A 26,488-nucleotide genomic window follows, 5' to 3' on the forward strand; every position below is an offset into this window, starting at 1 on the left:
TTCCTCCCACCTTTCCACCACCCGGGGCGCAGTTTCAAGCCCCGTAAGATGGGTATGCACGATTCATTGAGTGAGGCAGCGAGGGAGGGGTCAATGAGGAACTACATCGTGTCTGCAGACGTAGACATACTTAAAGGCCTGTTGCGTGGAACCATGGAGTTCTTGCCCGGGCTCAACATCATTAGTGGGGAGAACGGAACGCTGAAGACCCAGCTTCTGCAAGCTCTCCGCAGCAGCGTCGGAGTGCAGGCGCGCCTCCCTGCAGGGCTGCGGATGCAGACGTTTAGTCCGAAGAGAAATTCTGAGCGGCGGGCAAGCGAGGCGATCCTTCAGTTCTTTCGGCAGAACAACCGTACGTGGGAATCTAACGTCAATGAACGGATAGGTGCGCAGATAAACGCATCCGGATTCGACAATTATCCCTCGCTAGGAGATCTCTACTACTTGCTGTTCCAGCACCGATGCAAGGATGGCACAGCCCAAAAAGCTCACATGGACGCTTTGACGGGCGAGTTCAACGACGTCATTCAATCCATCTTCCCGAACTACTGCCTACAGGCCAATTGGGACGAAAGTTTGGGTGCCCCCCGGATCGGCATGCGCAAGCACGGGCGCATCGAATTCCCCATCGAAGGTCTTTCGATGGGCGAGCAGGAAGTTCTCTCGTTGATCCTCAGTATCCACACTGGCAAGGACGATGTGGACGTCTATCTGATTGATGAGCCCGAAGTTCATCTGAACTGGCATCTAGAAGAGCAGCTTTTTAGCTTCCTAGACGACTTCTGTAAAACAGCGGCGAAGCAAGCCATCGTCGTAACTCACAGCAGGACGATCTTTAAGCCACGATTCCTCCCAGCGGCGCAGTTCCTCCGGTGGGGTGATGACCAGACGGTCGTATGGGGCAAGGATCTCACGCCGCAGCAGCGGAGTCGCCTCGCCGGCGATGCCATTGAGATCGTCGCACTTGGCGACTTCGGGAGGCCCACGCTCTTTGTTGAAGATGGTGCTCACGCCGATGTAGTCAAGGCCGTTGCGGGCATTTATGGCGCAAATGTCACTACCTCGCCGTGCGGAAACAGCACGAACGTCAAGTCGCTGTACGAGTACCAACGAGTTCAGGGACGTTGGACAAACGCGCATTTCATGATCGATGGCGACAACCAGGGAAATCCGTTCCCCCATGACGAACAGTTCATTCATCTGCCGTACTACTGCATCGAGAACATGATGTTGGATCCGCAGACCCTCGCGGCAACTTCAGATCGACCGTTGCCAGACGTGCAGACGGTCATAGTTGCGTCGATTAGCGCCCGGAGGAAGGCGGTCTTCCAGAAAAGCAAGTTCTTCGAGTTCCTTGCTGACCGTATTGATGCCGGCCACATGACCTTCGAGAACCTGCGCACGTTTGACGCCTCTCTAATTGTCGCGGACGTGTTTAGGGCTCTAGGGATCGCGGACCTGGGTAGCTACTTCCTGGCGGCAAAGGCCTATGGACGACTTGATGCAATCGTCCCCAAGCAACTGCAGCAAGTCCTGGAGTCTGCCGTTCCGGTTGCCGCTCAACCGGATCCAGTCGTGAGCGCTGCCGAAGCTGCGAATGGCGAAGCGCTTACGGAGAAAGGGCTGGTGGTGAGACCGGGCCACCTTCCCACTTGAATGAGGGGCTTGAAAGGCTCCCCCGCCACCCCGCAGGTTGGCACCGCACTCATTTGCGGCTATCCGCGCCATGAGTCCGTTGGGAACAAACACAAGACTCCACACGAGTGGAGGGAGACCTCATGTCAATCGTCGACCAGCTTTTCGGTCACCTGGATCAGTTTTCGTCGCCCCCGTACCTGTTCGTGGGCTCGGGCATCGCTCGGCGCTACTTCAACCTGCCCGACTGGCGCGGCCTGCTCAAGGGCATGTGCGAGGAGCATGGGCTGAACCACGGCCTGCTGTCCAGTTCCGTGAACGGCGACCTGCCGAAGCTCGCCAGCGAGATGGCGGCTCAGTTCAACGAGAAGTGGTGGAGCGAGGACCGGTACGAAGAGGCGCGAGCGAAGCATGCTACCGAAGCGGTGACCAAGGAAGACGCGCTGAAGATCGAGATGGCCGCGTACCTTGAGAGGTCCATCAGCCCTGCCGCCGGCGGTGATATCGCGCGTGAAATCGAGCTGTTCCAGAAAGTGGTTGTGGAAGGCATCGTCACCACGAACTGGGATGGCCTGCTCGAGCATTTGTTCCCGGGTTACGAGGTGTACGTGGGTCAAGAGGCGCTGCTGTTCTCGCACATCCAAGGCATCGGCGAAATCTACAAGATTCACGGATCGGCCGAGCAGCCGCGGAGCCTGGTGGTCACTTCAGACGACTACTCGACCTTCGAGAAGAAGAACCCGTACTTGGCTTCCAAACTGCTGACCTTCTTTGTCGAACATCCCATCGTCTTCATCGGCTACTCCCTGACCGACAAGAACATCCTGTCGATCCTGAACTCCATCTTGAGTTGCTTGTCTCCGGCCAACGTCAAAAAGCTGTCCGACCGGCTCGTGTTCGTTCAGTGGGAACGCAACTGCAAGGATGATCGCTTCGAGCGCACGATCCTGTCCGTTGATGGGCAAAGCCTGCCCGTTATGCAGGTCACTGTCGGTTCGATGCATGGCGTGTATGAAGCTCTCGGCAAGATTAAGCGTCGGCTGCCCGCCAAGCTTCTACGCATGCTCAAGGAACAGGTCTACCAGCTGGTCCACACAGCCAATCCGACCGAAAAGCTCCTCGTGCAGGACATCAACGACAACACCGACGTTCACGAGATTGAGTTCGCCGTGGGCGTGGGCATCCAGGAGCGGCTGCGAGACAAGGGCTACACCGCCATCAACCGGCTCGACCTGATGAGGGACTCGCTGCTGAACGATGGCAGCTACAACGCCCGACACATCGTGGAGCAGACGCTTCCAGAATTGCTGAAGCGGTCGCCTTACATTCCGGTGTTCAGGTACTTGGCCCTGGCCCAGTCGATGCCAGGTTTCGACATGGCGAAGCTACCAGCGCGCGTTCAGACAGCTGCAGCGAAGGGCTACAGCCATTTCGCTCCAACGTTGGTCACGAAGAGCCAGGCAGCCTCGCTCGCCAGCTGGGACAACGGGTTGAAGGCGTTCATCGACAACAACGCGGTCCACGTCGTTCTGGCTCTCGCTGGGAGGCTTCCGCAAGACCAGATGGACGTTGCGGTGCTCGAGTCGTTCCTGAAGCAGAACATCGACCAGTTGACTTCCTCCCAGACGACGAACTATTGCAAGCTCATTTGCATCCTGGACTTCTTGAAGTACGCGCCCGGCTCCCTGTTCGGCCAGGCCCCGAAGGTGAGCCGACGCAAGACGAGGCAAGTCATCGCGGACATCGAGTAAGCGGGGCTCGACGGCATCGAGAGGGGATGTCGCAAGGTGGCTCGCCCTCGCTCGAGCCAGGGGGCCGTGGCCGGCCCGCGCAATGGGTCGCGGGTTTCGCACGGCCAAAATCGCCGAACGCGCGACGCGGGTACGAGCTATGTGGCGATGCGCTTCACAAAGTTGGCTGAGGGCGCCATCGCTTTGGCCTCCGTGTGAGTCCCACTTACCGACGGAAACGTCGGAAGTCGATGATGTCTCCGCCCCCAGAGGCGCTTTCGGCGCTACGGCCATCCCTGCCTCGTGAGTCTCTGAGCATAGCGAGGTCCATCACTTGGCCAGGCTGCTCAAAATAGCTCTCGCGCAGATGGCATAGGCGCTCAATGTCTAGCGTGGACATCCCAACGAAAAATGGGATGCGCTCTGCCGAGAGCACACCTTCGCTCACCAGTAGCTCGATAGTTCGACGAAGCAGGCGAGGCTTCTCAGGTGGCCAAGCTTGATCGCCAGGCTCAGCCTTCGCTCCCCAGCGAGCCGACCGTCGCTTGAAGAGCGCCAGCTTCTCGTCGTCGTTGAGGATGCGCAGGGCATGCAGGCGCATCAGCATGGCAGCCACAGAAGCGCCCCAGCGTTGCTTCAAGGTGAGCAGCCCATCAAGATTGACGGGGAGCCTGACCTCATCGGCAAATGACTGGGCCGGAAGTAGCAACGCACCAGCAAATTGGTGCGCCTGCCTCTCCATCAAGTTGTAGGTCTCTTTGTCTGGTGGTGGTGGAAGGTGCTTGTGAAGCACCAGGTGGCCAATCTCGTGAGCCAAGTCGAACCTACTCCGGAACGCGTTGGCCTTGTCAGCGGAGAGGTGCACCAGCGGCCGGTCACCCAGTTCCTCACTCCAGCAAGACAGGCCCTCGATCACAGGGATGTTCGTCTCCTCGCGAACCACCACCACGCCGGCGCCTTCGGCGGCCAGCAGGAGGTCCTGAATCGGGCCTCGTCCAAGCTGCCAGAGCGAGCGACATTCTTCTGCTGCAGACTCAATCTCCACACTGGTGATTTGGTCTGCCTTAATGAACGACCGCAGCGGCAGGTTCAGACGAGGGAAGTCGACATGCTCAGACATGAGCACTGCGATCTCCTGAAGCATCGTCGTGCGGGCCTCAAGCATCTCCCGGCCAGACTTCAACGCCGAAGCGTTGCTTCGGAAGAGAGGTGCCGACACGCGCTTCATAGGCGGCCGGGTCAGCCATTCCGGCTTGACCTTGAGTTCCGCAGCCAGGCGCTCGAACGTCTCAGCTTCAGGAGACTGATCCCCCTTGCACCACTTCGTCACCGTCGACGGGGCAACGCCGACTTGGGCAGCGAGCTGCCCTTTGGTCAAGCCACGCACCGCGAGCAACTGCTCGAGGCGCTCAGGCTGGAGGTCATCAATTCCCTTGGTCATTCCCAGTCTTCTTAATACGGGTGCTCTTGAGCACCGGCTTGACGTTGTCAGGCTGAACAACAGGCGCCGGCACGTCGTATAGCGCCAGAACCTTCGCAAGCGGCTCTTTGTAGAGCCAGGAGCGCAAATCCGGAGCGGGTAGCGCGACCAGAACGCTGGTCAGCTGGGCCATGCCGTTCTCGTCCTGGCCGTCCATCACTCCAAGGATGAACACGCTCGATTCGGAAATTGGCTCATCACCCAGGGCAAACATGTCTCCTTGCACATAGCGGCGAGCGACGGCGGTGTTGATCTTCGCCAACTGCCGACGAGTCTTCCCGCGGCGCAGGTCTGCCCACTTGTGGTCGGGCACGTTCAGCCGGGAGATGTTGCACTTGCCAAGCCGCCCAACGACCACGCGGTTACCGCAGAGCGGGGTAGGGCTTCCACCGTGCGCCTCCAGCGCAACAAAGAACGCCTCGTTCAGCGCGAAGTGCTTGGCTTGGCCTCCAGCGGAACGACGGTGTCCCGCGGAAAACTTCGCCCCTTCCTGCCGGCCTCGCCGGTCTCCATCGCGGTACGCATCCTCCAACGCCATGAAGACGTCCTTCGGGATGTTCTCGACGAGCATGCGCTCAATCTCGGCTTGACCTTTGAATGGGATCTGACTCATGGCATGGCAGAAGATTTCCGGTTCCGCGAATAGTAGCGGAAAAAGTTTCGTGTGGCGGTGGGGATCGCCGCTTTCTTGCGCAATGGCTGTAATTTTATCCAGCACTTGGCGGAGCGCAAGAGCTGCGTCAGAGCTGCGGGGAGCTGGGGTCGTACGAGCAAGGCACCGCGCAGCGCTGGCGAAATTTACTTTGGTATCGCGGCAAAATTTACTTTGGTATTGCCGGAATAGAGTCGAGAAAGTTGTTTAAAAACAATGGGTTGGAGCGCCAGCGCGTGAGCGTCAGGGCGTGTGGAGCTGAGGCTGGGGCGCCATTTCCAATGTCAACAGGCCACTTCCAAAGTCAAAGAGCCTTCGCCATCCCGGTTTCAGGGGGGTACGGCTGCCGATCCGAGTTGATCCATCACTTGCACAGCATTTGTTAAGTCCTTCATTTTGAACGTCTTTTTTTCGAACGGCTGACTTGAGAATGGAAGCTAAGTAGTTGATTTGATTGGGAAAAATCTCGAATTTCCTTGACCCGCCGCCACGCCGCCATTAAAGTGGGAGAAAGTGCAATTCGGTGGGGCAAAGTGGCGAATGTCGTGTTTCAGGGGGCGAGTGCCTTGGCGTTGGACGCCAAGGGGCGCTTGACCGTCCCCGCACGGCACCGCGAAGTCCTGCAGGCGCTGTGCGGCGGCCAGCTCACGCTGACCAAGCACCCGGAAGGCTGCCTGATGGTCTTCCCCCGCCCCGCCTGGGAACAGTTCCGCGACAAGGTCGCCGCGCTCCCGATGTCAGCCGCTGGCTGGAAGCGCGTCTTCCTGGGCAACGCCCAGGACGTCGAGATCGATTCCGCCGCCCGCGTGCTGATCGCGCCGGAACTGCGCGCGTCGGCCGGCCTGCAGAAGGACACCATGCTGCTGGGCATGGGCAGCCACTTCGAGCTCTGGGACGCCCAGGCCTACGCCGCCCATGAGGCCGCCATCATGCAGTCCGAGATGCCCGCGGCGCTCCAGGACTTCAGCTTCTGAGCGCCATGAGCACCGAGCAGTTCACCCACACCACCGTGCTGCTGCACGAGACGGTCGACGGCGCGTTCACCACGCCCGACGGCCTCTACGTCGACGGCACCTTCGGGCGCGGCGGCCACTCGCGGCTGCTGCTGTCCCGGCTGGGGGAGAAGGGACGGTTGATCGCGATCGACCGCGACCCCGAGGCGGTCGCGGCCGCGACCTCCGGACCAACGCGGGTCGACGACCCGCGTTTCCACATTTGCCACAGCGCGTTCGCCGACATGGCCGCGCAGCTCGACGCGCTGGGCATCGGCCAGGTCGACGGCATCCTGCTGGACCTGGGCGTCTCCAGCCCGCAGATCGACAACCCGGAGCGCGGCTTCAGCTTCCGCTTCGACGGCCCCCTGGACATGCGCATGGACACGACGCGGGGCGAGAGCGCCGCCGACTTCATCGCCCGCGCCGAGGTGTCCCAACTCGCACAAGTGATCCGCGACTATGGCGAAGAACGGTTTGCTCTCCCGATTGCAAAGGCGCTTGTGGCTCGCCGGGAAGGCGGGCGCCCTGTACGGACAACCGCCGAGCTTTCCCAAGTCGTGGCTGGTGCAGTCAAAACCCGCGAGCCGGGCAAGGACCCTTCAACGCGCACATTTCAGGCTCTACGGATATTCGTCAACGCCGAGCTTGAAGAACTCCAGCAGGGGCTGAACGCCGCGCTGGCGCGGCTCAAGCCGGGCGGGCGGCTGGCGGTGATCAGCTTCCATTCGCTGGAAGACCGCATCGTCAAGAACTTCATCGCCGCGCACAGCAAGGAGGTCTTCGACCGCCGCGCCCCGTTCGCCGCGGCGCAGCCCACGGCGCTGCGCGCCATCGCGCGGGTCAAGCCCAGCGATGCCGAAGTCGACGCCAACCCGCGCGCGCGCTCCGCGATCCTGCGCGTGGCCGAGCGCACCGACGCGCCGCTCCCGGCGCCGGCTGCTGAATCCACCGGCAAGCAGAAGAAGGGAGGCCGCCGATGATTGGCCGTCTCAATCTGCTGCTGATCGTCGCGGTGATGGTCTCCGGCATCTACATGGTCCGCAGCGCCTACGAGTCGCGCCGCCTGTTCACCGAGCTGGACCGCGCGCAGACCGAGGGCCGCCGGCTCGAGGCCGACTACCAGAAGCTGATGGCCGACCGCCAGGCGCAGGCGACCAACCTGCGCGTCGAGCAGGTCGCGCGCGAGCGCCTGAAGATGCGTCCGATCTCGCCGGCCATCACCTTCAATCCCGACGCGCCCGCCGTCGAGGCCAGCGCCGTGCGCGGCCGTCCGCAGCCGGGAGCGGCCCGATGATCGGCCGGCTCCGCAAGGGATCGCGTAACGCGCCCACGCGCGGCGTCAGCTATTCCAGCAGCCCGCTGCTGGCGTCCAAGACGCCCCCCTGGCGCTCGCGCTTCCTGGTTGCGCTGGTGGGCCTGGCCTTCACCGGGCTGCTGGCGCGCGCCGCCTACATCCAGCTGATCGGCGAGGACTTCTTCCAGCGCCAGGGCGAGGCCCGCTACGCCCACAAGATGGAGTTGCCGGCCAGCCGCGGCAAGATCAGCGACCGCACCGGCCAGGTGCTGGCCGCCAGCGTCGCGGTCCCGTCGATCTGGGCCTTCCCGAAAGAGGTCGACACCGACCCCGACAAGCGCCGCCAACTGGCCAAGCTGCTGGACATGTCCGCCGCCGAGCTCGACAAGCGCCTGGACCCGGCCAACCGCTTCGTCTTCCTGCGCCGCCAGGCCGACGACGAGACCGCCCGCAAGATCAAGGAACTCGGCCTGAAGGGCGTGTTCCAGGACCGCGAGTACAAGCGCCAGTACCCCGAAGGCGAGGCCGCCGCGCACATCGTCGGCTTCACCAACATCGAGGAGCAGGGCCAGGAGGGCATCGAGCTCGCGTTCCAGAAGGACCTGCAGGGCCGCGACGGCTCGCGCGCGGTGGTGCGCGACCGGCTGGGCCGCGTCGTCGAGGACATGGGCGAGCGCATCCCCGCCGCCAACGGCAAGGACATCGAGCTGTCGATCGACGCCAAGGTCCAGTTCTTCGCTTATCAGCGCGTGCGTGACGCGGTGGCCGAGAACAACGCCAAGGCCGGCTCGGTGGTGGTGCTGGACGCCCACACCGGCGAGGTGCTGGCGCTGGCCAACTACCCGAGCTACGACCCGGGCCACCGCCAGAACCTGTCGGGCGAGCAACTGCGCAACCGCGCGCTGACCGACGTGTTCGAGCCCGGCTCGACGATGAAGCCCTTCACGACGGCGCTGGCGCTGGAGACCGGCCGGGTGCGTCCCGACACGCTGCTGAGCACCGGCCCGCGCAGCGTCGTCATCGCCGGCTGGTCGCCGACGGACGCCCACCCGCACGGCGACCTGACCGTGCAGCAGGTGATCCAGAAGTCCAGCAACATCGGCGCCGCGCGGATGGCGCTGATGATGCAGCCGCGCGAGATGCACGAGATGTTCACCGCGATCGGCCTGGGCCAGCGCCCGCAGATCGACTTCCCCGGCGCGGTGACCGGCAAGCTGCGCCCGTGGAAGAGCTGGCGCCCGATCGAGCAGGCGACGATGAGCTATGGCTACGGGCTGTCGGCCTCGTTGCTGCAGCTGGCGCGCGCGTACACGGTGTTCGCGCGCGACGGCGACATCATCCCGATCACCATGACCAAGCGCCCGCCCGACCAGCCGGTGGCCGGCATCAAGGTCTTCAGCCCGAAGGTCGCCGCGGAGGTCCGCGCGATGCTGCAGATGGCCGCCGGTCCCGGCGGCACCGCGCCGCAGGCGATGGTCCCGGGCTACAGCGTCGGCGGCAAGTCCGGCACCGCGCACAAGCAGGAAGGCAAGGGCTATGCGAGCCACAAATACCGTTCCTGGTTCGTGGGCATCGCACCGATCTCCAAGCCGCGCATCATCGTGGCGGTGATGGTGGACGAGCCGAAGAACGGCCAGTACTTCGGCGGCGCCGTCGCGGGCCCGGTCTTCAGCCAGGTCGTGGCGCAGACGCTGCGCCTGATCGGCGAGCCGCCCGACCTGGAGGTCAAGCCGCAGATCGTGGCGCAGCAGAAGCTGCAGGCCGTGGACGAGAGTTTCTGAGCGGGCACGACGAATCATGCTGATGCACCTGAAATCCCCCGAGGCTGCCGCCCGCTGGCTGCTGGAATGGACCCCGAGCGGCCAGTTGCGCACGGACAGCCGCGCCGTCGGCGCCGGCGATGCCTTCATCGCCTGGCCCGGCTACGCGAAGGACGCGCGCCAGTTCGTCGCCGGCGCGCTGTCGGCCGGCGCGGCGACCGCGCTGGTCGAGCACGCGGGCGCGGCCGAGTACGGCTTCACCGACGCGCGCATCGCCTCGCTGCCCGATCTGAAGGCCAACTGCGGCCGCATCGCCTCGGCCTTCTACGGCGAGCCCAGCCAGCGGCTGAGCGTGCTGGCGGTGACCGGCACCAACGGCAAGACCTCCAGCGCCTGGTGGATCGCGCAGGCGCTGACGCTGCTGGGCGCGCGCTGCGGCGTGATCGGCACGCTGGGCGTGGGCCAGCCGCCGGTGCCCGGCGCGACGACCAATGCCTCGATCGAGGCCACCGGCCTGACGACGCCCGATCCGGTCCGTCTGCAGGAAGCCTTCAAGCGCATGGCCGACGACGGCTTCGGCGCCTGCGCGATCGAGGCCTCGTCGATCGGCATCGAGGAACACCGGCTGACCGGCACCGCCATCCAGGTCGCGCTGCTGACCAACTTCACGCAGGACCACCTGGACTACCACGGCGGCATGGAGGCCTACTGGGCCGCCAAGCGCAAGCTGTTCGACTGGGACGGGCTGAAGGCGGCGGTGCTCAACATCGACGATCCCAAGGGCGCGGCACTCGCGGCCGAACTGACGGCGGCCGGCAGGCTCGACGTCTGGACCTATGGCCTGAACCGCGCCGACGCGCGGCTGAGCGCGCAGGACCTGCGCCACGACGCGCATGGTCTCGCGTTCACGCTGCGCGAGGGCGCCGCGGCCGTCGCGGTGCAGACCGGCCTGATCGGCGACTACAACGTCTCCAACCTGCTCGGCGTGATCGCCGGACTGCGGGCGCTGGGCCACGGCCTCGAGGACATCGCGCGCGTCGCCGCGCTGGTGACGCCGGTGCCCGGCCGCATGCAGCGCGTGGGCAACGGCCGCGAGCTGCCGCAACTGGTCGTCGACTACGCCCACACGCCGGACGCGCTCGAGAAGGCGCTTGGCGCGCTGCAGCCGCTGGCCGCGGCGCGCGGCGGCGAGCTGCGCGTGGTCTTCGGCTGCGGCGGTGACCGCGATCCGGGCAAGCGCCCGCTGATGGGCGCGATCGCGGCGAAGCTCGCGGCGCATGTCGTGCTGACGAGCGACAACCCGCGCACCGAGGACCCGGCGAAGATCCTCGCCGACATCGAAGCCGGTCTGCCGGCCGGCGCCCCGCGCGAGGTCATCGCCGACCGTGCCGAAGCGATCGCTCGTGCCATCGATCAGGCGGGCGCGCGCGATGTCGTGCTCATCGCGGGCAAGGGCCACGAGGACTACCAGGAGATCCACGGCGAGCGCCGCGCGTTCTCCGACGTGCAGGCGGCGCGCGCCGCGCTGATCGACAGGGCAGGGCTGTGAGCGACACCACCCCGACCCCCTCGCAAGCCGCGGCGGCGCCTGGCGCGCCGCTGCTCACGCTGGGCCGCGCCCACGCGCTGCTGCAGCCGCTGCTGCCCGCCGTGGCGCTGGCCGGCGATCCGTCGACGCCGCTGCTGCGCGTGCACACCGACACGCGCTCGCTGCGCGCGGGCGACCTGTTCGTCGCGCTGCGCGGCGAGCGCTTCGACGCCAACGACTTCCTGGCGCAGGCGCGCGACGCCGGCGCGGCCGCCGCCATCGCCGAGCGCGGCCTGGCCGAGGCCGGGCTGCCCGGCCTGCTGGTGCCCGACGCGAAGGCGGCGCTGGGTCTGCTGTCGCAGGCCTGGCGCGAGCAGCACCACCTGCCGGTGATCGCGGTCACCGGCAGCAACGGCAAGACCACGGTGACGCAGATGATCGCGTCCATCCTGCGCGCCTGGCTGGGCGAGGCGGCGATGCTCGCGACCGAGGGCAATTTCAACAACGACATCGGCGTGCCGCTGACGCTGCTGCGGCTGCGCCAGGACGAGTCCGTCTGGCACCGCGCGGCGGTGGTCGAGCTCGGCATGAACCATCCGGGCGAGATCGCCCCGCTGGCCGCGATGACGCAGCCGACGGTGGCGCTGGTCAACAACGCGCAGCGCGAGCACCAGGAGTTCATGCACACCGTCGAGGCGGTGGCGCGCGAGAACGGCGCCGTGATCGGCGCGCTGGGCGCCGCGGGTGTCGCGGTGTTCCCGGCCGAGGATCCCTGCGCTCCGGTCTGGCAGGAACTGGCCGCCGGCCGCGCGACGCTGACGTTCGCGCTGCAGGGCCAGGCCGACGTGATGGCGCGCGCGCAATGGGTCGCGCCGACCGACGCGAGCGCGGCGCAGGGCGCCGCCGGCCACTGGGCGATCGAGGTGCTGACGCCGGCCGGGACCATCCCGGTCGCGCTGGCGATGGCCGGGCAGCACAACGTGCGCAATGCGCTGGCCGCCGCGGCCTGCACGCTGGCCGCGGGCGCGCCGCTGGCGGCGATCCGCGAGGGCCTGCAGGCCTTCAAGGCGGTCAAGGGCCGCTCGGCGCTGCAGACGGCGCTGTGGCAGGGCCGCCGCGTCACGCTGATCGACGACAGCTACAACGCCAATCCCGACAGCGTGCGCGCCGCCATCGACGTGCTGGCCGAGCTGCCCGGCCCGTCCTGGCTGGTGCTGGGCGACATGGGCGAGGTCGGCGAGCAGGGCCCGGAATTCCATCGCGAGGTCGGCGCGCACGCCGCCGGCCAGGGCCTGGCCGCGCTGTGGACGGCCGGTGCCGCGGCCCGCGAGGCCGCGTCGGCCTATGGCGCGGGCGCCCGGGCGTTCGACAGCGTCGGCGAGCTGATCGCCGCGCTGAAGGACGCGCCGCAAGTACAGAACATCCTCGTGAAGGGCTCGCGCTTCATGAAGATGGAACAGATCGTGGCCGCCTTGCAGTCCGGCGGCCCAGGAGACCCCCATGCTGCTTAGTCTGGCCCAGTGGCTGCAGACCTATTTCCCTGAACTGGGGTTCCTGCGCGTCTTCCAGTACATCACCTTCCGCGCGGTGATGGCGGCGCTGACCGCGCTGCTGATCGGCCTGGCCTTCGGCCCGTGGGTGATCCGCCGCCTGACCGAGCTCAAGATCGGCCAGCCGATCCGCGAGTACGGCGTGCAGCAGCACCTGGCCAAGAGCGGCACCCCGACCATGGGCGGCGTGCTGGTGCTGATCGGCATCGGCGTGTCGACGCTGCTGTGGTTCGACTGGTCCAACCGCTTCGTCTGGGTGGTGATGCTGGTGACCATGGGCTTCGGGCTGATCGGCTGGGTCGACGACTACCGCAAGGTCGTCAACAAGGACCCCGAGGGCATGCGCTCGCGCGAGAAGTTCCTGTGGCAGTCCATCATCGGCCTGATCGCGGCGATCTATCTGGCGTTCAGCGTCTCGGAGACCAGCTTCCTCGGGGTGGTGCAGCTGTTCTTCCGCTGGGTCACGAGCGGCTTCTCGACCGAGCTGCCGCCCAAGGCCGACCTGATGCTGCCGTTCTTCAAGTCGATCAGCTATCCGCTGGGCGTGTTCGGCTTCATCGGCCTGTCCTACCTCGTGATCGTGGGCACCAGCAACGCGGTGAACTTCACCGATGGCCTGGACGGCCTGGCGATCATGCCGGTGGTGATGGTGGGCTCGGCGCTGGGTGTCTTCGCCTACGTGACCGGCTCGTCGGTCTACAGCCGCTACCTGCTGTTCCCCTACATCCCTGGCGCCGGCGAGCTGCTGATCTTCTGTGCCGCGCTCGCGGGCGCGGGCCTGGCCTTCCTGTGGTTCAACGCGCATCCGGCCCAGGTCTTCATGGGCGACGTCGGCGCGCTGGCGCTGGGCGGCGGGCTGGGCACGCTGGCCGTGATCACGCGCCAGGAGATCGTGCTGGGCATCATGGGCGGCGTCTTCGTCGCCGAGGTGCTGTCGGTGATGCTGCAGGTGACCTGGTTCAAGTACACGAAGAAGAAGTACGGCGAGGGCCGGCGCATCTTCAAGATGGCGCCGCTGCACCACCACTTCGAGAAGTCGGGCTGGAAGGAGACGCAGGTCGTCATCCGCTTCTGGATCATCACGATGCTGCTGTGCCTGGTCGGCCTGGCCAGCCTGAAGCTGCGTTGAACGGGGCGAGACGGCGATGACCCCGATCCAGTTCCCCTCGCTCTACCAGGACCGGCACGCGCTCGTGCTGGGGCTGGGGGATTCCGGGCTCGCGATGGCGGCCTGGGCCGCGCGCCTGGGCGCGCGGGTGACCGTGTGGGACAGCCGCGAACAGCCGCCGCAGCTCGCCGCGCTGCGCGAGCGGCTGCCCGAGGCCGCGTTCGCGCATGGCGAGTTCACGCCGGAGCTGCTGGCCGCGATCGATCACAGCTGGGTGCTGCTCAAAAGCCCCGGCCTGTCGCCGCTGGATGCGCGGCTCAAGCCGCTGCTCGCGCGCGCCGAGGAGATCGGCCTGCGCGTGCGCGGCGAGCTGGAGCTGTTCGCGCAGGCGCTGGCCGAGCTCAAGACGCTGTACCGCTACGAGCCGGGCGTGCTCGCGATCACCGGCACCAACGGCAAGACGACGACCACCAGCATGACCGCGCTGCTGGTCGAGCGCGCCGGCCGCCGGGTCGCGATGGCCGGCAACATCGGCCCGACGCTGCTGGGCACCTTGAGCGACGCGCTCGACAAGGAGCCGATGCCGCAGCCGAAAGACGCGGAGATCGAGGCCGTCGTCGACCTCGCGGTCGAGGCGGTGACCGCGGCCGAGGGCGAGAAAGCGCCCGAGGTGCCGAATGCCGAGGCGCTGCTGGCGCCGGTCGACGCGTCCGCGGAGCTCGATGCGAACGCACCGGCTGAAGCCTCCGGCGACGCGCCGCTCGACGCGCCAAGCGAAGCCTCGACTGAAGCGTCGATTGAAGCGTCGATTGAAGCGCCGACCGACGCGTCGATGGCAGCGCCCGTCGAGGCCGCTGCCGGATCGCTCGCCGCGCGGGCGCCGGTGGACGACCGCAGCGCGCTCGAGACCGTGGCCGAGCTGCTCGACGAGCAGCCGCTGCCGATCAAGCCGCCACCGCCCAAGCCGGCGGAATTCGAGGTGCTGCCGCAGGTCTGGGTGCTGGAGCTGTCGAGCTTCCAGCTGGACGGCGTGAAGGGCTTCGAGCCCAGCGCCGGCGCGGTGCTCAACATCACGCAGGACCACCTGGACTGGCATGGCGACATGCCCGCCTATGCGCGCGCCAAGGGTCGCGTCTTCGGCGAGCACGGCGTGCTGGTGATCAACCGCGACGATCCGGAAGTCGAGGCGCTGGTGCCCGCGCCGATCACGGTGAAGCAAGGCCGCGGCCGGCCGGCCAAGCTGGTCGAGCGCGAGGTGGTCCGCTTCGGCCTGGACGCGCCGCGCCGCCCGGGCGATTTCGGCCTGCTGGTCGAGAACGGCATGGCCTGGCTGGTGCGCGCCCGCGAGCAGGAAGAAGAGCTCAAGGGCCTGAAGCGCCGCAAGGACGACGAGGACGAACTGCTGATCCAGCGCCTGATGCCGGCCGACGCGCTGCGCGTGCGCGGCCGTCACAACGCCGCGAACGCGCTGGCGGCGCTGGCGCTGGCCTCATCGATCGGCTGTCCGCTGGCGCCGATGCTGCACGGCCTGCGCGAATACCGCGGCGAGCCACACCGCGTCGAGTTCGTCACCTCGATCAAGGGCGTCGACTTCTACGACGACTCCAAGGGCACCAACGTCGGCGCGACCGTCGCGGCGGTGTCCGGCCTGGGCGCCGACCGCGCGCCGGCCAAGCTGGTCATGATCCTGGGCGGCGATGGCAAGGGACAGGATTTCTCGCCGCTGGCCACGCCGATCGCGCTGCATGCGCGCGCCGTCGCGCTGATCGGGCGCGATGCGCCGCAGATCGAGGCCGCGCTGCGCGACTGCGGCGTCCCGATGCATCGCCACGAGACGCTCGAGGCGGCGACGCATTGGGCGCTCGCTCAGGCGCAGCAGGGCGACAGCGTGCTGCTCAGCCCCGCCTGCGCCAGCCTGGACATGTTCCGCAACTACGCCCATCGCGCCGAGGTGTTCATCACCACCGTGCGCGAGCTGGCCGAAGACGAGGGGCTGATCGGATGAGCGCCGCATCGGTCATGGGCGGACTCGGCGAGCGCGCCCGCGCGCTGCTGTCGCGCCGCGCGGCGTCGCCGGCGGGCGGCGGCGTGGACGTGCCGGTGCGCGACTGGGTCTCCACCTCGGCCGGGCAGCCGACGCGGCTGCTGGGCTTCGACCTGACGCTGATCTGGGTCGTGCTGGCGCTGCTGGCGCTGGGCCTGCTGATGGTCTATTCGGCCTCGATCGCGCTGCCGGACAACCCCAAGTTCGCCAAGTACGCGCCGATGCATTTCTTCGTGCGCCAGAGCCTGTTCATCGGCATCGGCCTGCTGGCCGGCTGGATCACGGTGATGGTGCCGGTGAGCTTCTGGGAGCGGCATGCGCCCAAGCTCTTCGTCATCGCGCTGGCGCTGCTGATGGTGGTGCTGATTCCGCACGTGGGCAAGGGCGTCAACGGCGCGCGCCGCTGGCTGCCGCTGGGCGTCATGAACTTCCAGCCCTCGGAGCTGGCCAAGCTGGCCATCGCGATGTACGCCGCGAACTACATGGTCCGCAAGATGGAGGTCAAGGAGAACTTCGTGCGCGCCGTGTGGCCGATGGCGGCCGCGCTGGCCTTCACCGGCATGTTGCTGCTGGCCGAGCCGGACATGGGCGCCTTCATGGTCATCGCGGCGATCGCGATGGGCATCCTGTTCCTGGGCGGCGTCAACGGCCGCATGTTCTTCCTCAGCGTGGCGGTGCTGATCGGCGCCTTCGTGCTGATGATCACCTTCAGCGATTTCCGGCGCGAGCGGATCTTCGCCTACCTCAATCCGTGGGACGAGAAGTACGCGCAGGGCAAGGCCTACCAGCTGACGCACTCGCTGATCGCCTTCGGCCGCGGCGAGCTCTTCGGCCAGGGGCTGGGGTCCAGCCTGGAGAAGCTGCACTACCTGCCCGAGGCCCACACCGACTTCCTGCTCGCCGTCATCGGCGAGGAGCTGGGCTTCATCGGCGTGGCGGTCGTGATCTTCGCGTTCTTCTGGCTGTCGCGCCGGCTGTTCCACATCGGGCGCCAGGCCGTCGCGCTGGACCGCGTCTTCGCGGGCCTGTACGCGCAGGGCATCGGCATCTGGATGGGCGGCCAGGCCTTCATCAACATGGGCGTGAACCTGGGCGCGCTGCCGACCAAGGGCCTGACGCTGCCGCTGATGAGCTATGGCGGCTCGGCCACCGTCCTCAACTGCGTGGCGCTGGCGATCTGCCTGCGAATCGACATCGAGAACAGACAACTGATGCGAGGGGGCCGCGCATGAGCGCAGCGCAGGGCCGCCCCAAGCAAGCTCACGTCCCCTCGGGGGACCGGACGCGGCTGGCCGCGGACGAGGGGGCCACATGAGCACGCGTCACCTCGTCGTGATGGCGGCCGGAACGGGCGGTCACGTGATCCCCGGACTCGCCGTCGCGGCCGAGATGCAGCGCCGCGGCTGGACCGTGTCCTGGCTCGGCACCGAGGCCGGCATGGAGAACAAGCTGGTGCCGCCGTCGGGCCTGCCGATGGACCGGCTGTCCTTCGCCGGCCTGCGCGGCAAGGGCCTGAAGCACTCGCTGCTGGGCGTCGTGCGCCTGTTCAAGGCCTTCGCGCAGAGCGCCAACATCTTCGCCGCCCGCAAGGCCGACGCGGTGCTGGGCATGGGCGGCTACGTCTGCTTCCCCGGCGGCCTGATGGCCTGGGTGATGCGCAAGCCGCTGATGCTGGTCAACGCCGACGCGGCGCTGCTGCTGTCCAACAAGGCGCTGGCGCCGGTGGCGAAGAAGATCGCCTTCGGTTTCGACGGCCTGGCCGCGGCGCAGCAGCGAAGAAGCGTGGTCACCGGCAATCCGGTGCGCGTGGAGATCGAGGACCTGCCCGCGCCCGAGCTGCGCTTCGCCGGACGCAACGGCCCGCTGAAGGTGCTGGTGGTCGGCGGCTCGCTGGGCGCGCGCGCGATCAACGACGTGCTGCCACAGACGCTGGCGCTGTGGGATGCGCACCAGCGGCCGCTGGTGACGCATCAGACCGGCGAGGCCAACTTCCCGCTGGTGCAGGCCGCCTACGCCAAGGCCGGTGTCGAGGCTGAGGTCGTGCCCTTCATCACCGACATGGCCACGCGTCTGGCCGAAGCCGACGTGGTCATCTGCCGCGCGGGCGCGGTGACGGTGTCCGAGCTCTGCGCCGCCGGCGCCGCCAGCATCCTGGTGCCGCTGGTCGTGAGCACGACCTCGCACCAGCGCGACAACGCGCAGTACCTGGCGCAGCACGGCGCCGGCACGCATCTGCCGCAGGGCGAGCTGAGCGCGCAATCGCTGTTCGACCTGCTGCAGCAGCCGCGCGAGCACTGGCTGGCGATGGCGTCGAAAGCCCGCTCGCTGGCGCGTCCGCGTGCGGCCTCGCGCGTGGCCGATGAACTCGAGGCGCTGGTCGCCGCCCGGGACGCGAAGTCGGGCGGCTCCGGCACGGGAGCGCGCGCATGAAGCACGCCCTGCAGCGCATCCATTTCACCGGCATCGGCGGCGCCGGCATGAGCGGCATCGCCGAGCTGCTCGTGGCCCAGGGCTATCGCGTCAGCGGCTCCGACCAGGGCGAGGGCGACACCACGCGCCGGCTGCGCGCGCTCGGCGTCGACGTGAAGATCGGCCATGCGGCCGAGCACGTCGGCGACGCGCAGGTGCTGGTCAAGTCCAGCGCCATCAAGGCCGACAACCCCGAGCTGATGGCCGCGCACCAGCATGGCATCCCGGTGCTGCTGCGCGCGCAGATGCTGGCCGAGCTGATGCGCCCGCGCCTGGGCATCGCGGTGGCCGGCACGCATGGCAAGACGACGACGACCTCGCTGCTGACGACGGTGATGCTGGAAGCGGGGCTGGATCCGAGCTACGCGATCGGCGGCCAGCTGCTGTCGTCGGGCGCGAACGCGGCGCTGGGCGCCGGGGCGCACATGGTGGTCGAGGCCGACGAGTCGGACGCCTCCTTCCTGCATCTGCTGCCGCAACTGGCGATCGTCACCAACATCGACGCCGACCACATGGACACCTACGGGCATGACATGGCCCGTCTGCGTCAGGCCTTCGTCGATTTCCTGCATCGCATGCCGTTCTGGGGCGCCGCCGTGCTGTGCGGCGACGACCCCGGCGTGCGCAGCATCGTGCCGATGCTGTCGCGCCCGGTGATCCTGTACGGGCTGGACGAGGGCAACGCGGTGCGCGCGATCGACGTGTCGGCCGAGGCCGGCGGCGGCATGCGCTTCACCGCGCTGCGCCGCGACCGCCAGGGCCGCGAGCTGCCGGCGCTGCCCGTGCTGCTGCGCCTGAACGGCCGCCACAACGTGCTGAACGCGCTGTCCGTGATCGCGATGGCGATGGAACTGGGCATCGAGGACGCGGCGCTGCTGCGCGCGCTGGCCGGCTTCGGCGGCGTGGGCCGGCGCTTCCAGTCCTACGGCGAGCTGCCGGTCACCGCCCATGCCGAGGCCGGCGCGGGCGGCGCGGGCACGATGCTGCTCATCGACGACTACGGCCATCACCCGGTCGAGATGCAGGCGGTGCTGACGGCCGCGCGCGGCGCCTATCCGGGCCGCCGTCTGCTGCTGGCCTTCCAGCCGCACCGCTACACGCGTACCCGCGACTGCTTCGACGAGTTCGCCGCCGTGCTCGCGCAGGCCGACGGCGTGCTGCTGACCGAGATCTATGCCGCCAGCGAATCGCCGCTGCCTGGCATCAGCGGCGAGAGCCTGGCGCAGGCGGTGACGGCGCGCGGCACCGCGGCCGGCTACGTCGGCGACTGGCAGCAACTTCCGCAGGCGATCGCCCACCAGGCGCGCGCCGGCGACGTGGTGATCGTGATGGGGGCCGGCTCGATCGCCGCCGTCCCCGCGCGCACCGTGGCCCTCATGACGCAAGCGAAGGGAGTCCGGACATGAGCACGGACCTCAACACCCCATCCCCCCTCTTCGAGCACCTGGGCATCGCCCGCATCGACGCGCGCGCGCTCGGCAAGGTCGCGGTGCTGTTCGGCGGCGACTCGGCCGAGCGCGAGGTCTCGCTGATGTCGGGCCGCGGCGTGCTGGACGCGCTGCGCGCGGAAGGCGTCGACGCGCACGCCTTCGACCCGGGGGAGCGCAACCTGCTCGAGCTCAAGGCCGAGGGCTTCCAGCGCGCCTTCATCGCGCTGCATGGCCGCCATGGCGAGGACGGCACGGTGCAGGGCGCGCTCGAGCTGATGGGTATCCCCTACACCGGCTCCGGCGTGATGGCCTCGGCCATCGCGATGGACAAGATCACGACCAAGCGGGTCTGGCTGGCCGACCGGCTGTCGACGCCGCGCTGGGTCAGCCTCAAGCGCGACGAGCAGGTGCGCGAGCGCGTGCGCACCGTGCCCGACGAGCTGGGCCTGCCGATCTTCGTCAAGCCGCCGCACGAGGGCTCGTCCATCGGCGCGAGCAAGGTGATGGGCTATTCGGACATGCAGGCGGCCGTCGAGCTGGCCGCGAAGTACGACGCCGAGGTGCTGTGCGAAGAGTTCGTCGATGGCGCCGAGCTGACCTGCCCGGTGCTGGGCGAGGGCGCCGGCGCGATCGCGCTGCCGGTCATCGAGATCCGCGCCGAGGGCGGCAATTACGACTATCAGAACAAGTACTTCACCGACACCACGCAGTACCTCGTCGGTCAGTTGCCGCCTGACGAGCAGACGCGGGTGCAGGACCTGGTGCTGGCGGCCTACCGCTCGCTGGGCGCGCGCGGCTGGGGCCGCGTCGACCTGATGCGCCGCAAGAGCGACGGCCGGCTGTTCCTGCTGGAGATCAACACCTCGCCGGGCATGACCTCCCATTCGCTGGTGCCCAAGGCGGCCGCCGCCGCCGGCATCTCCTATCCCAAGCTGTGCCTGTACCTGCTGTCGCAGGCGCGGCTGGACAGCCAGGCCTGAGCCGCCGCCGACAGGACCTCCGAGCCATCGCCATGGGCGCCACCTTCACCCACACCGCCGCACCGCTGCCGCCGGACATCCGCGTGATGAACGGCGTCGCGGGCTTGCTGCTGGCCGCGTTCGCGCTGGCCGCGGCGGCGGTGGGGCTGCACTGGCTGGCGCGGCAGCCGGCGTTCTCGATCCGCTCGATCACGGTCGAGGGTGACGTCAGCCGCAACAGCAGCGCGTCGCTGCGCGCCAACGCGCTGCCGCGGCTGTCGGGCAACTTCCTGACGATGAACCTGCTGCAGGCGCGCGCCGCCTTCGAGGCCGTGCCCTGGGTGCGGCACGCCGCCGTGCGGCGCGTCTGGCCGCTGCACCTGGTCGTGACGCTCGAGGAACACCGCCCCGCCGCCTATTGGGAAACCAAGGCCGAGAACGCCGACGCCGATTCCGACGCCGTCGTCGATACCCGGCTGGTCAACAGTTTCGGCGAGGTTTTCGAGGCCAATCTGGGCGATGTCGAGGACGAGGACCTGCCGACGCTGGCCGGCCCGGCCAAATCGTCGGCGGCGATGCTGTCGATGTGGCGGCAACTCGATCCGATGACCCACCTGAAACTGGACGAGGGCGTGTCCCGGCTCGATTTGTCGGGGCGCGGGTCCTGGAAGGCCACGCTGGAAAAGGGAGCGGTCGTTGAACTCGGCCGGGGCAGCGAGGGCGAGGTCGTCGCCCGGTATGGGCAATTCATCGCCAGCGTGCCCCGGATCACCGCCCGGTACCGCAGCTCGCTGGTATCGGCCGACCTGCGGCATGAGGCCGGATATGCGGTCCGCCTGGCCGGCGTGACGACGGTTACCAACGCGCCCAAGGGCGCCAAGAAGAATTGAGGACTGGCATGGCCAAGGAATACAAGGATTTGGTCGTCGGGTTGGACATCGGCACCGCCAAGATCATGGCGGTGGTCGCCGAAGTGATGGGCGACGGGCAATTGCGCATCGCCGGCCTGGGCGTGGCGCCCAGCCACGGGCTCAAGCGCGGCGTGGTGGTCAATATCGATGCCACCGTCCAGTCCATCCAGCAGGCGCTGAAAGAGGCCGAAATGATGGCCGACTGCCGCATCTCCCGGGTTTATACGGGGATTACCGGCAGCCATATTCGCGGTCAGAACTCGACCGGCATGGTCATCGTGCGGGACAAGGAAGTCACGCCGGTGGATGTCGCTCGGGTGGTGGAAACCGCCAAGGCGATCAATATTCCGAATGACCAGCGCCTGTTGCTGGTGGAACCGCAGGAATTCGTCATCGACGGCCATGAGGTCAAGGAACCGATCGGCATGAGCGGCGGCCGCCTGGAAGTGAAGGTCCATATCGTGACCGGCGCCCAGAGCGCGGCGGAGAACATCGTCAAGTGCGTGCGCCGCTGCGGCCTGGAGGTCGAGCAACTGGTGCTCAACCCCAGCGCGTCCAGCCTGGCGGCGCTGACCTCGGACGAGCGCGACCTGGGCGTGGCGCTGGTCGATATCGGCGCCGGCACCACCGACGTGGCGATTTTCACCGGCGGCTCGATCCGTCATACCGCCGTGATTCCCATTGCCGGCGACCTGATTACCAGCGATATCGCGATGGCGCTGCGCACTCCGACCAAGGATGCGGAGGAAATTAAGGTCGAGCATGGCGTGGCCAAGCAATTGCTGGCCGATCCGGCCGACCAGGTCGAAGTGCCGGGTTTGGGCGACCGCGCGCCGCGGATGCTCTCGAAACAGGCGCTGGCGGGGGTCATCGAACCCCGCGTCGAGGAGATTTTCTCGCTCGTCCACCAGGTCATCCGGGAATCGGGCTACGAGGAACTGTTGTCCTCGGGAATCGTCCTGTCGGGCGGTTCGTCGGTCATGCCGGGCATGGTCGAGCTGGCCGAGGACATTTTCCTGAAACCGGTGCGCCGCGGGAATCCGACCTACAACGGCGCGCTCTTCGACATGGTCGCCAATCCCCGCTCGGCGACCGTCATGGGATTGTTGGAAGAAGCGCGGCTATCGCGCACGCGGGGATTCAAGGCGGCGCAGCAGGCGGGGTCGGTGAAGACCTTGTTCGGCCGCGCCAAGGACTGGTTCCTGGGGAATTTCTAAGAAGCTGGAACTCACCGGCTCGGCTTTTCTTTACGACGTTCGAGGGTTTTGCCCCCTAAAAAAGGGCCGATCCCACTTCTATTTTGCTGATGGCAACTGCACAATATGGACAGGAGGTTTGATATGGCGATCGAGATGATCGAAGAGTTTGATCAGGGCACCCAGATCAAGGTGATCGGCGTGGGCGGCGGCGGCGGCAACGCGGTCGAGCACATGATCAGCCAAGGTGTCCAGGGCGTGGAATTCATCGTGGCCAACACGGATGCCCAGGCCCTGAATCGCTCCAAGGCCGATCAACTCCTGCAACTGGGCCATACCGGCCTGGGCGCCGGCGCGAAACCCGAGGTCGGCAAGACCGCGGCCGAGGAAGCGGAAGCCCGCATCCGCGAATCCATCACCGGCGCGCACATGCTGTTCATCACGGCCGGCATGGGCGGCGGCACGGGCACCGGCGCGGCGCCGGTGATCGCGCGCGTGGCCAAGGAGATGGGCATCCTGACCGTCGGCGTGGTGACCAAGCCGTTCGAGTTCGAAGGCAACCGGCGCGGCAAGGCCGCGGACCTGGGCCTGCAGGAGCTCGAGGCCAATGTCGACTCGCTGATCGTGGTGCTGAACGACAAGCTGCTGGAAGTGCTGGGCGACGACGTCACGCAGGACCAGGCCTTCGCGCACGCCAATGACGTGCTGAAGAACGCGGTGGGCGGCATCTCCGACATCATCCACATGCCGGGTCTGGTCAACGTCGACTTCGAGGACGTGAAGACGGTGATGAGCGAGCCGGGCAAGGCGATGATGGGCACGGCCGTCGCGGCGGGTCCGGACCGCGCGACCAAGGCCGCCGAAGGTGCCGTGGCCTGCCCGCTGCTGGAAGGCATCGATCTGTCCGGCGCGCGTGGCGTGCTGGTGTTGATCGCGGCGAGCCGCAACAACTTCAAGCTGGCCGAGAGCCGCAACGCGATGACCGCGATCAAGCGCTATGCCGCTGAAGACGCGCACATCATCTACGGCACCGCCTACGACGAATCGCTGGGCGACCAGTTGCGCGTCACCGTGATCGCGACCGGCCTGAGCCAGCGCGCCGCGGCGCGCCAGCAGCCGCAGTTGGTGGTGCAGCAGCCGCAGCTGCGCACCGGCACCGACAACATGCCGGTGCTGACGCAGCCGGTGGTGATGCCGGGTTCTGCCGCCGCGCAGGGCTCGCCTGCCGCCGCGCCGATGACCGCGTCCGACTTCGGTGGCATGAGCGTGCCCAGCGTCTGGCGCCACGGCCGCACGGCCGCGGCGAAGGTCGAGGCGCTGTCGTCCAACGGCATGGACGAGATCGAGATCCCGGCCTTCCTGCGCAAGCAGGCGGACTGAGACCGAACGCTCACTCGAACGCCATCAGCTTCAAGGCCATGCCCCCGTGCGGGGGGCATGGCCTTTTTTCGTTGGCCCTGTGGGGAGCGCCCCCATCCGGGGGTGTCGCTGTTGCAAATGAACGCTCGTGCGTGTCTGTGAAGTTCGGCACACTGGCGCCCCATCACAAGACAGAGCGGATGCATGGTCCAGGGTGAGGTCGGGATGTCGGCGTCGAGTCGGCCGGCCGCGTGCGCGCGGCAGGCAGGGGAGACCTGTGTGCCGGCGCCGCGGCGGGCCTCGGTGCCGGTGGCGACACTGCTGAGGGCGCTGCTGGCGCTGCTCCTGACGCTGGGGCTGCTGCCGCTGGCGGCGGGGCAGGCGGTTCAGCCGGTTCAGGCCACGCAGGCCGCCACCCAGGCGGCGCCGCAGGCGCAGGTCTCGCGCGCGTCGCCGCTGGGCCCGGCGCGGCCGGTGCCCGATGCCGGCCCGGGCGGTGGCGCGCAGCGCGCGACCGAGGCGGAGGTCGCGACCAGCGACTGGACGCAGGATCAGCTCAAGGCCTGGTGGCGCGCGCTGCGCGTCATGGATGGGCGCGATGGCGCGTTGCCGCAGGCGCTGCTGCCGCCGTCGGACGATGCGGCCTGGCACCGCGTGAGCTTGCCCGAGGTGCAGCAGCGCGAGGCGACGGGCACGGCGGGTGACGCGCGTTTCCAGATGCGCTGGTACCGGGTGCGCTATGCCGCGCCGAACGGCCGCTGGCCGACCAGCGTCGCGCTCTACATGCCGCGGCTGGTGGCGCTGGCGGCGGCGGTGCTGGTGAAGACCGACGACGGCTGGCGGCCGGTCTTCGACAACCAGTCCGGCGCGCGCGAGCAATGGGTGCGGCCGCTGTGGGTGGTGCTGCCCTCGGCGCTGACGGAGATCCAGCAGGCGCGTGAGATCGAGGTCGTCATCGCGGTGCCGGTGATGCAGGCGGGCTACTACTCGGTGTCCAGCGTCTGGCTGGGCGCGCGCGAGGACCTGGAGCCGAAACATGACCGCCGCTGGGTGCTGCAGATCGGCGTGCCGCAGGCGACCGGGCTGACGCTGGTGACGCTGGGGCTGTTCGCGCTGGTGCTGTGGCTCAAGCGGCGCGAGGATCCGGCCTACCTGCTGTTCTCGCTGGCGACGGTGGCCTGGCTGGTGCGCAACCTGCATTACCACCTGGACCTGCCGCGCACGCGGGATGCGCTGGAGTGGTTCTGGTGGGTCACGCATGCGTCGATGGCGTGGGTGATGTTGCTGACCTTCCTCTTCGCGCTGCGTTTCGCGAGACAGCGCTTCGCGCGATTCGAGCGCGGCATGGGGCTGTTCGTGCTGGTGTCGAGCCTGGCGTCGATGCCGATGTGGGGCCGCGGGTTCGACGCGCTGGTGCTGCTGCACATCTGCAACGCGGTGGTGGGGCTGGCGGGGACGGCCTTCGTGGCGAGCATCGCGTGGCGGCAGGGCACGCGCGAGCTGCGCGTGATGGCGGCGGCGCTGGTGATCGGCGTGGTGCTGGGCGTGCACGACCTGGGGCTGCTGGCGGGCTGGTGGTGGCCGGAGCATGTCTACCTGATGCCGTTCGCGACGCTGGTGATCCTGGCGAGCTTCCTGTATGCGGTGCAGTACCGCTACATCGAGGCGCTGCGCGGCGTCGAGCGCGCCAACGAGGAGCTGGCGCAGCGGCTGGACGAGCAGAGCGTGGAGCTGCGCGCGCAGCACGACAAGCTGCGCGAGGCCGAGCGCCAGCAGGCGCTGCTGCTGGAGCGGCAGCGGATCATGCAGGACATGCACGACGGGCTGGGCTCGTCGCTGCTGTCGGCGATGGTGGCGGTGGAGCAGGGCTCGATGCCGCAGGAGCAGGTGGTGGGCGTGCTGCGGGAGTGCGTCGACGACCTGCGGCTGGTGATCGATTCGCTGGAGCCGGTCGGCCACGACCTGGTGTCGCTGTTGGCGACGATGCGCTACCGGCTGGGCAAGCGGCTGCAGCTGGGCGGGCTCAAGCTGGAGTGGGACGTGCACGACCTGCCGCCGCTGGACTGGCTGGAGCCGCCGGATGCGCTGCATGTGCTGCGGCTGATGCAGGAGGCGCTGACCAACGCCCTGAAGCATGCGCGGGCGACGCGGGTGCGGGTGGTCACGCGCGATCTGGGCCGGCGGGTGGAGATCCGGGTGGAGGACGATGGCGAGGGCTTCGACGTCGGGGCGATCTCGCAGGGGCGGGGGCTGCGCGGGCTGCAGCGGCGGGCCAAGGTGCTGGGCGGGCTGCTGCGGGTGGACAGCAGCCCGGGGCATGGCACGGTGGTGACGCTGCGGCTGCCGGTGGCGCGGGCGGACCGGGAGGCCGTGCTGCAGCAGGGTTGA

Annotated in this window: 20 protein-coding genes; 18 read left to right on the forward strand and 2 right to left on the reverse strand. The window is 67.7% G+C overall.

Features of this window, described 5'->3' with window-relative positions; all coding sequences use genetic code 11:
* Positions 1-93 precede the first annotated feature (93 nt).
* On the forward strand, positions 94-1,656 hold the full coding sequence (locus tag ABDW61_RS11235) for an AAA family ATPase (RefSeq protein WP_343638674.1): 1,563 nt from the start codon (positions 94-96) through the stop codon (positions 1,654-1,656).
* A gap of 122 nt (positions 1,657-1,778) precedes the next feature.
* Positions 1,779-3,386, forward strand: coding sequence for an SIR2 family protein (locus ABDW61_RS11240; RefSeq protein WP_343638676.1), 1,608 nt, complete (start codon positions 1,779-1,781; stop codon positions 3,384-3,386).
* 205 nt (positions 3,387-3,591) lie between these two features.
* On the opposite strand, the gene ABDW61_RS11245 is transcribed toward ABDW61_RS11240, so the two are convergent.
* Positions 3,592-4,806 (reverse strand): XRE family transcriptional regulator, encoded by a 1,215-nt coding sequence (locus tag ABDW61_RS11245; RefSeq protein ID WP_343638678.1) that lies wholly within the window; start codon positions 4,804-4,806, stop codon positions 3,592-3,594.
* Positions 4,790-5,563, reverse strand: coding sequence for a hypothetical protein (locus ABDW61_RS11250; protein WP_343638679.1), 774 nt, complete (start codon positions 5,561-5,563; stop codon positions 4,790-4,792). The genes ABDW61_RS11245 and ABDW61_RS11250 overlap by 17 nt, the downstream gene beginning before the upstream one ends.
* A 479-nt stretch (positions 5,564-6,042) precedes the next feature.
* Between ABDW61_RS11250 and mraZ the strand changes: the two genes are divergently transcribed.
* The 16 genes from mraZ (at position 6,043) to ABDW61_RS11330 (ending at position 26,488) form a co-directional block, all read left to right on the forward strand.
* Complete coding sequence (gene mraZ, locus ABDW61_RS11255) at positions 6,043-6,471, forward strand: division/cell wall cluster transcriptional repressor MraZ (RefSeq protein ID WP_343638680.1); 429 nt, start codon at positions 6,043-6,045, stop codon at positions 6,469-6,471.
* 5 nt (positions 6,472-6,476) lie between these two features.
* The gene (rsmH, locus tag ABDW61_RS11260; RefSeq protein ID WP_343638681.1) at positions 6,477-7,472 is read left to right on the forward strand and encodes a 16S rRNA (cytosine(1402)-N(4))-methyltransferase RsmH; all 996 of its coding nucleotides are present in this window, start codon (positions 6,477-6,479) and stop codon (positions 7,470-7,472) included.
* Positions 7,469-7,786: a cell division protein FtsL gene (ftsL, locus tag ABDW61_RS11265; protein ID WP_343638682.1), complete on the forward strand. Its 318-nt coding sequence runs from the start codon at positions 7,469-7,471 to the stop codon at positions 7,784-7,786. Before rsmH ends, ftsL begins: the two co-directional genes overlap by 4 nt.
* Positions 7,783-9,567, forward strand: a complete 1,785-nt coding sequence (locus ABDW61_RS11270; protein WP_343638684.1) for a penicillin-binding protein 2 — start codon at positions 7,783-7,785, stop codon at positions 9,565-9,567. The genes ftsL and ABDW61_RS11270 overlap by 4 nt, the downstream gene beginning before the upstream one ends.
* 16 nt (positions 9,568-9,583) lie before the next feature.
* Positions 9,584-11,095: a UDP-N-acetylmuramoyl-L-alanyl-D-glutamate--2,6-diaminopimelate ligase gene (locus ABDW61_RS11275; protein WP_343638686.1), complete on the forward strand. Its 1,512-nt coding sequence runs from the start codon at positions 9,584-9,586 to the stop codon at positions 11,093-11,095.
* Complete coding sequence (murF, locus tag ABDW61_RS11280) at positions 11,092-12,585, forward strand: UDP-N-acetylmuramoyl-tripeptide--D-alanyl-D-alanine ligase (protein WP_343638688.1); 1,494 nt, start codon at positions 11,092-11,094, stop codon at positions 12,583-12,585. The genes ABDW61_RS11275 and murF overlap by 4 nt, the downstream gene beginning before the upstream one ends.
* Positions 12,575-13,753: a phospho-N-acetylmuramoyl-pentapeptide-transferase gene (gene mraY, locus ABDW61_RS11285; RefSeq protein ID WP_279759781.1), complete on the forward strand. Its 1,179-nt coding sequence runs from the start codon at positions 12,575-12,577 to the stop codon at positions 13,751-13,753. Before murF ends, mraY begins: the two co-directional genes overlap by 11 nt.
* Before the next feature lie 16 nt (positions 13,754-13,769).
* Complete coding sequence (murD, locus tag ABDW61_RS11290; RefSeq protein WP_343638690.1) at positions 13,770-15,737, forward strand: UDP-N-acetylmuramoyl-L-alanine--D-glutamate ligase; 1,968 nt, start codon at positions 13,770-13,772, stop codon at positions 15,735-15,737.
* Complete coding sequence (ftsW, locus tag ABDW61_RS11295) at positions 15,734-17,008, forward strand: putative lipid II flippase FtsW (RefSeq protein ID WP_343638691.1); 1,275 nt, start codon at positions 15,734-15,736, stop codon at positions 17,006-17,008. Before murD ends, ftsW begins: the two co-directional genes overlap by 4 nt.
* Positions 17,009-17,087: 79 nt before the next feature.
* On the forward strand, positions 17,088-18,206 hold the full coding sequence (gene murG / locus ABDW61_RS11300; protein ID WP_343638693.1) for an undecaprenyldiphospho-muramoylpentapeptide beta-N-acetylglucosaminyltransferase: 1,119 nt from the start codon (positions 17,088-17,090) through the stop codon (positions 18,204-18,206).
* Entirely contained in the window at positions 18,203-19,651 is a 1,449-nt protein-coding gene (gene murC, locus ABDW61_RS11305) for a UDP-N-acetylmuramate--L-alanine ligase (RefSeq protein ID WP_343638695.1), read from the forward strand. Before murG ends, murC begins: the two co-directional genes overlap by 4 nt.
* On the forward strand, positions 19,648-20,655 hold the full coding sequence (locus tag ABDW61_RS11310) for a D-alanine--D-alanine ligase (protein WP_343638697.1): 1,008 nt from the start codon (positions 19,648-19,650) through the stop codon (positions 20,653-20,655). Before murC ends, ABDW61_RS11310 begins: the two co-directional genes overlap by 4 nt.
* Before the next feature lie 32 nt (positions 20,656-20,687).
* Positions 20,688-21,524 carry a cell division protein FtsQ/DivIB gene (locus ABDW61_RS11315; protein ID WP_343638699.1) on the forward strand — a complete coding sequence of 279 codons (837 nt, stop codon included), beginning with the start codon at positions 20,688-20,690 and terminating at the stop codon, positions 21,522-21,524.
* 8 nt (positions 21,525-21,532) lie between these two features.
* Positions 21,533-22,762, forward strand: coding sequence for a cell division protein FtsA (gene ftsA, locus ABDW61_RS11320; RefSeq protein WP_067276931.1), 1,230 nt, complete (start codon positions 21,533-21,535; stop codon positions 22,760-22,762).
* A 123-nt stretch (positions 22,763-22,885) separates the two neighbouring features.
* Entirely contained in the window at positions 22,886-24,121 is a 1,236-nt protein-coding gene (ftsZ, locus tag ABDW61_RS11325) for a cell division protein FtsZ (protein ID WP_343638700.1), read from the forward strand.
* A 258-nt stretch (positions 24,122-24,379) separates the two neighbouring features.
* Positions 24,380-26,488 carry a sensor histidine kinase gene (locus ABDW61_RS11330; protein WP_343638701.1) on the forward strand — a complete coding sequence of 703 codons (2,109 nt, stop codon included), beginning with the start codon at positions 24,380-24,382 and terminating at the stop codon, positions 26,486-26,488.

It is taken from the genome of Roseateles sp., from assembly GCF_039595595.1.
Lineage (GTDB): Bacteria > Pseudomonadota > Gammaproteobacteria > Burkholderiales > Burkholderiaceae_C > Roseateles.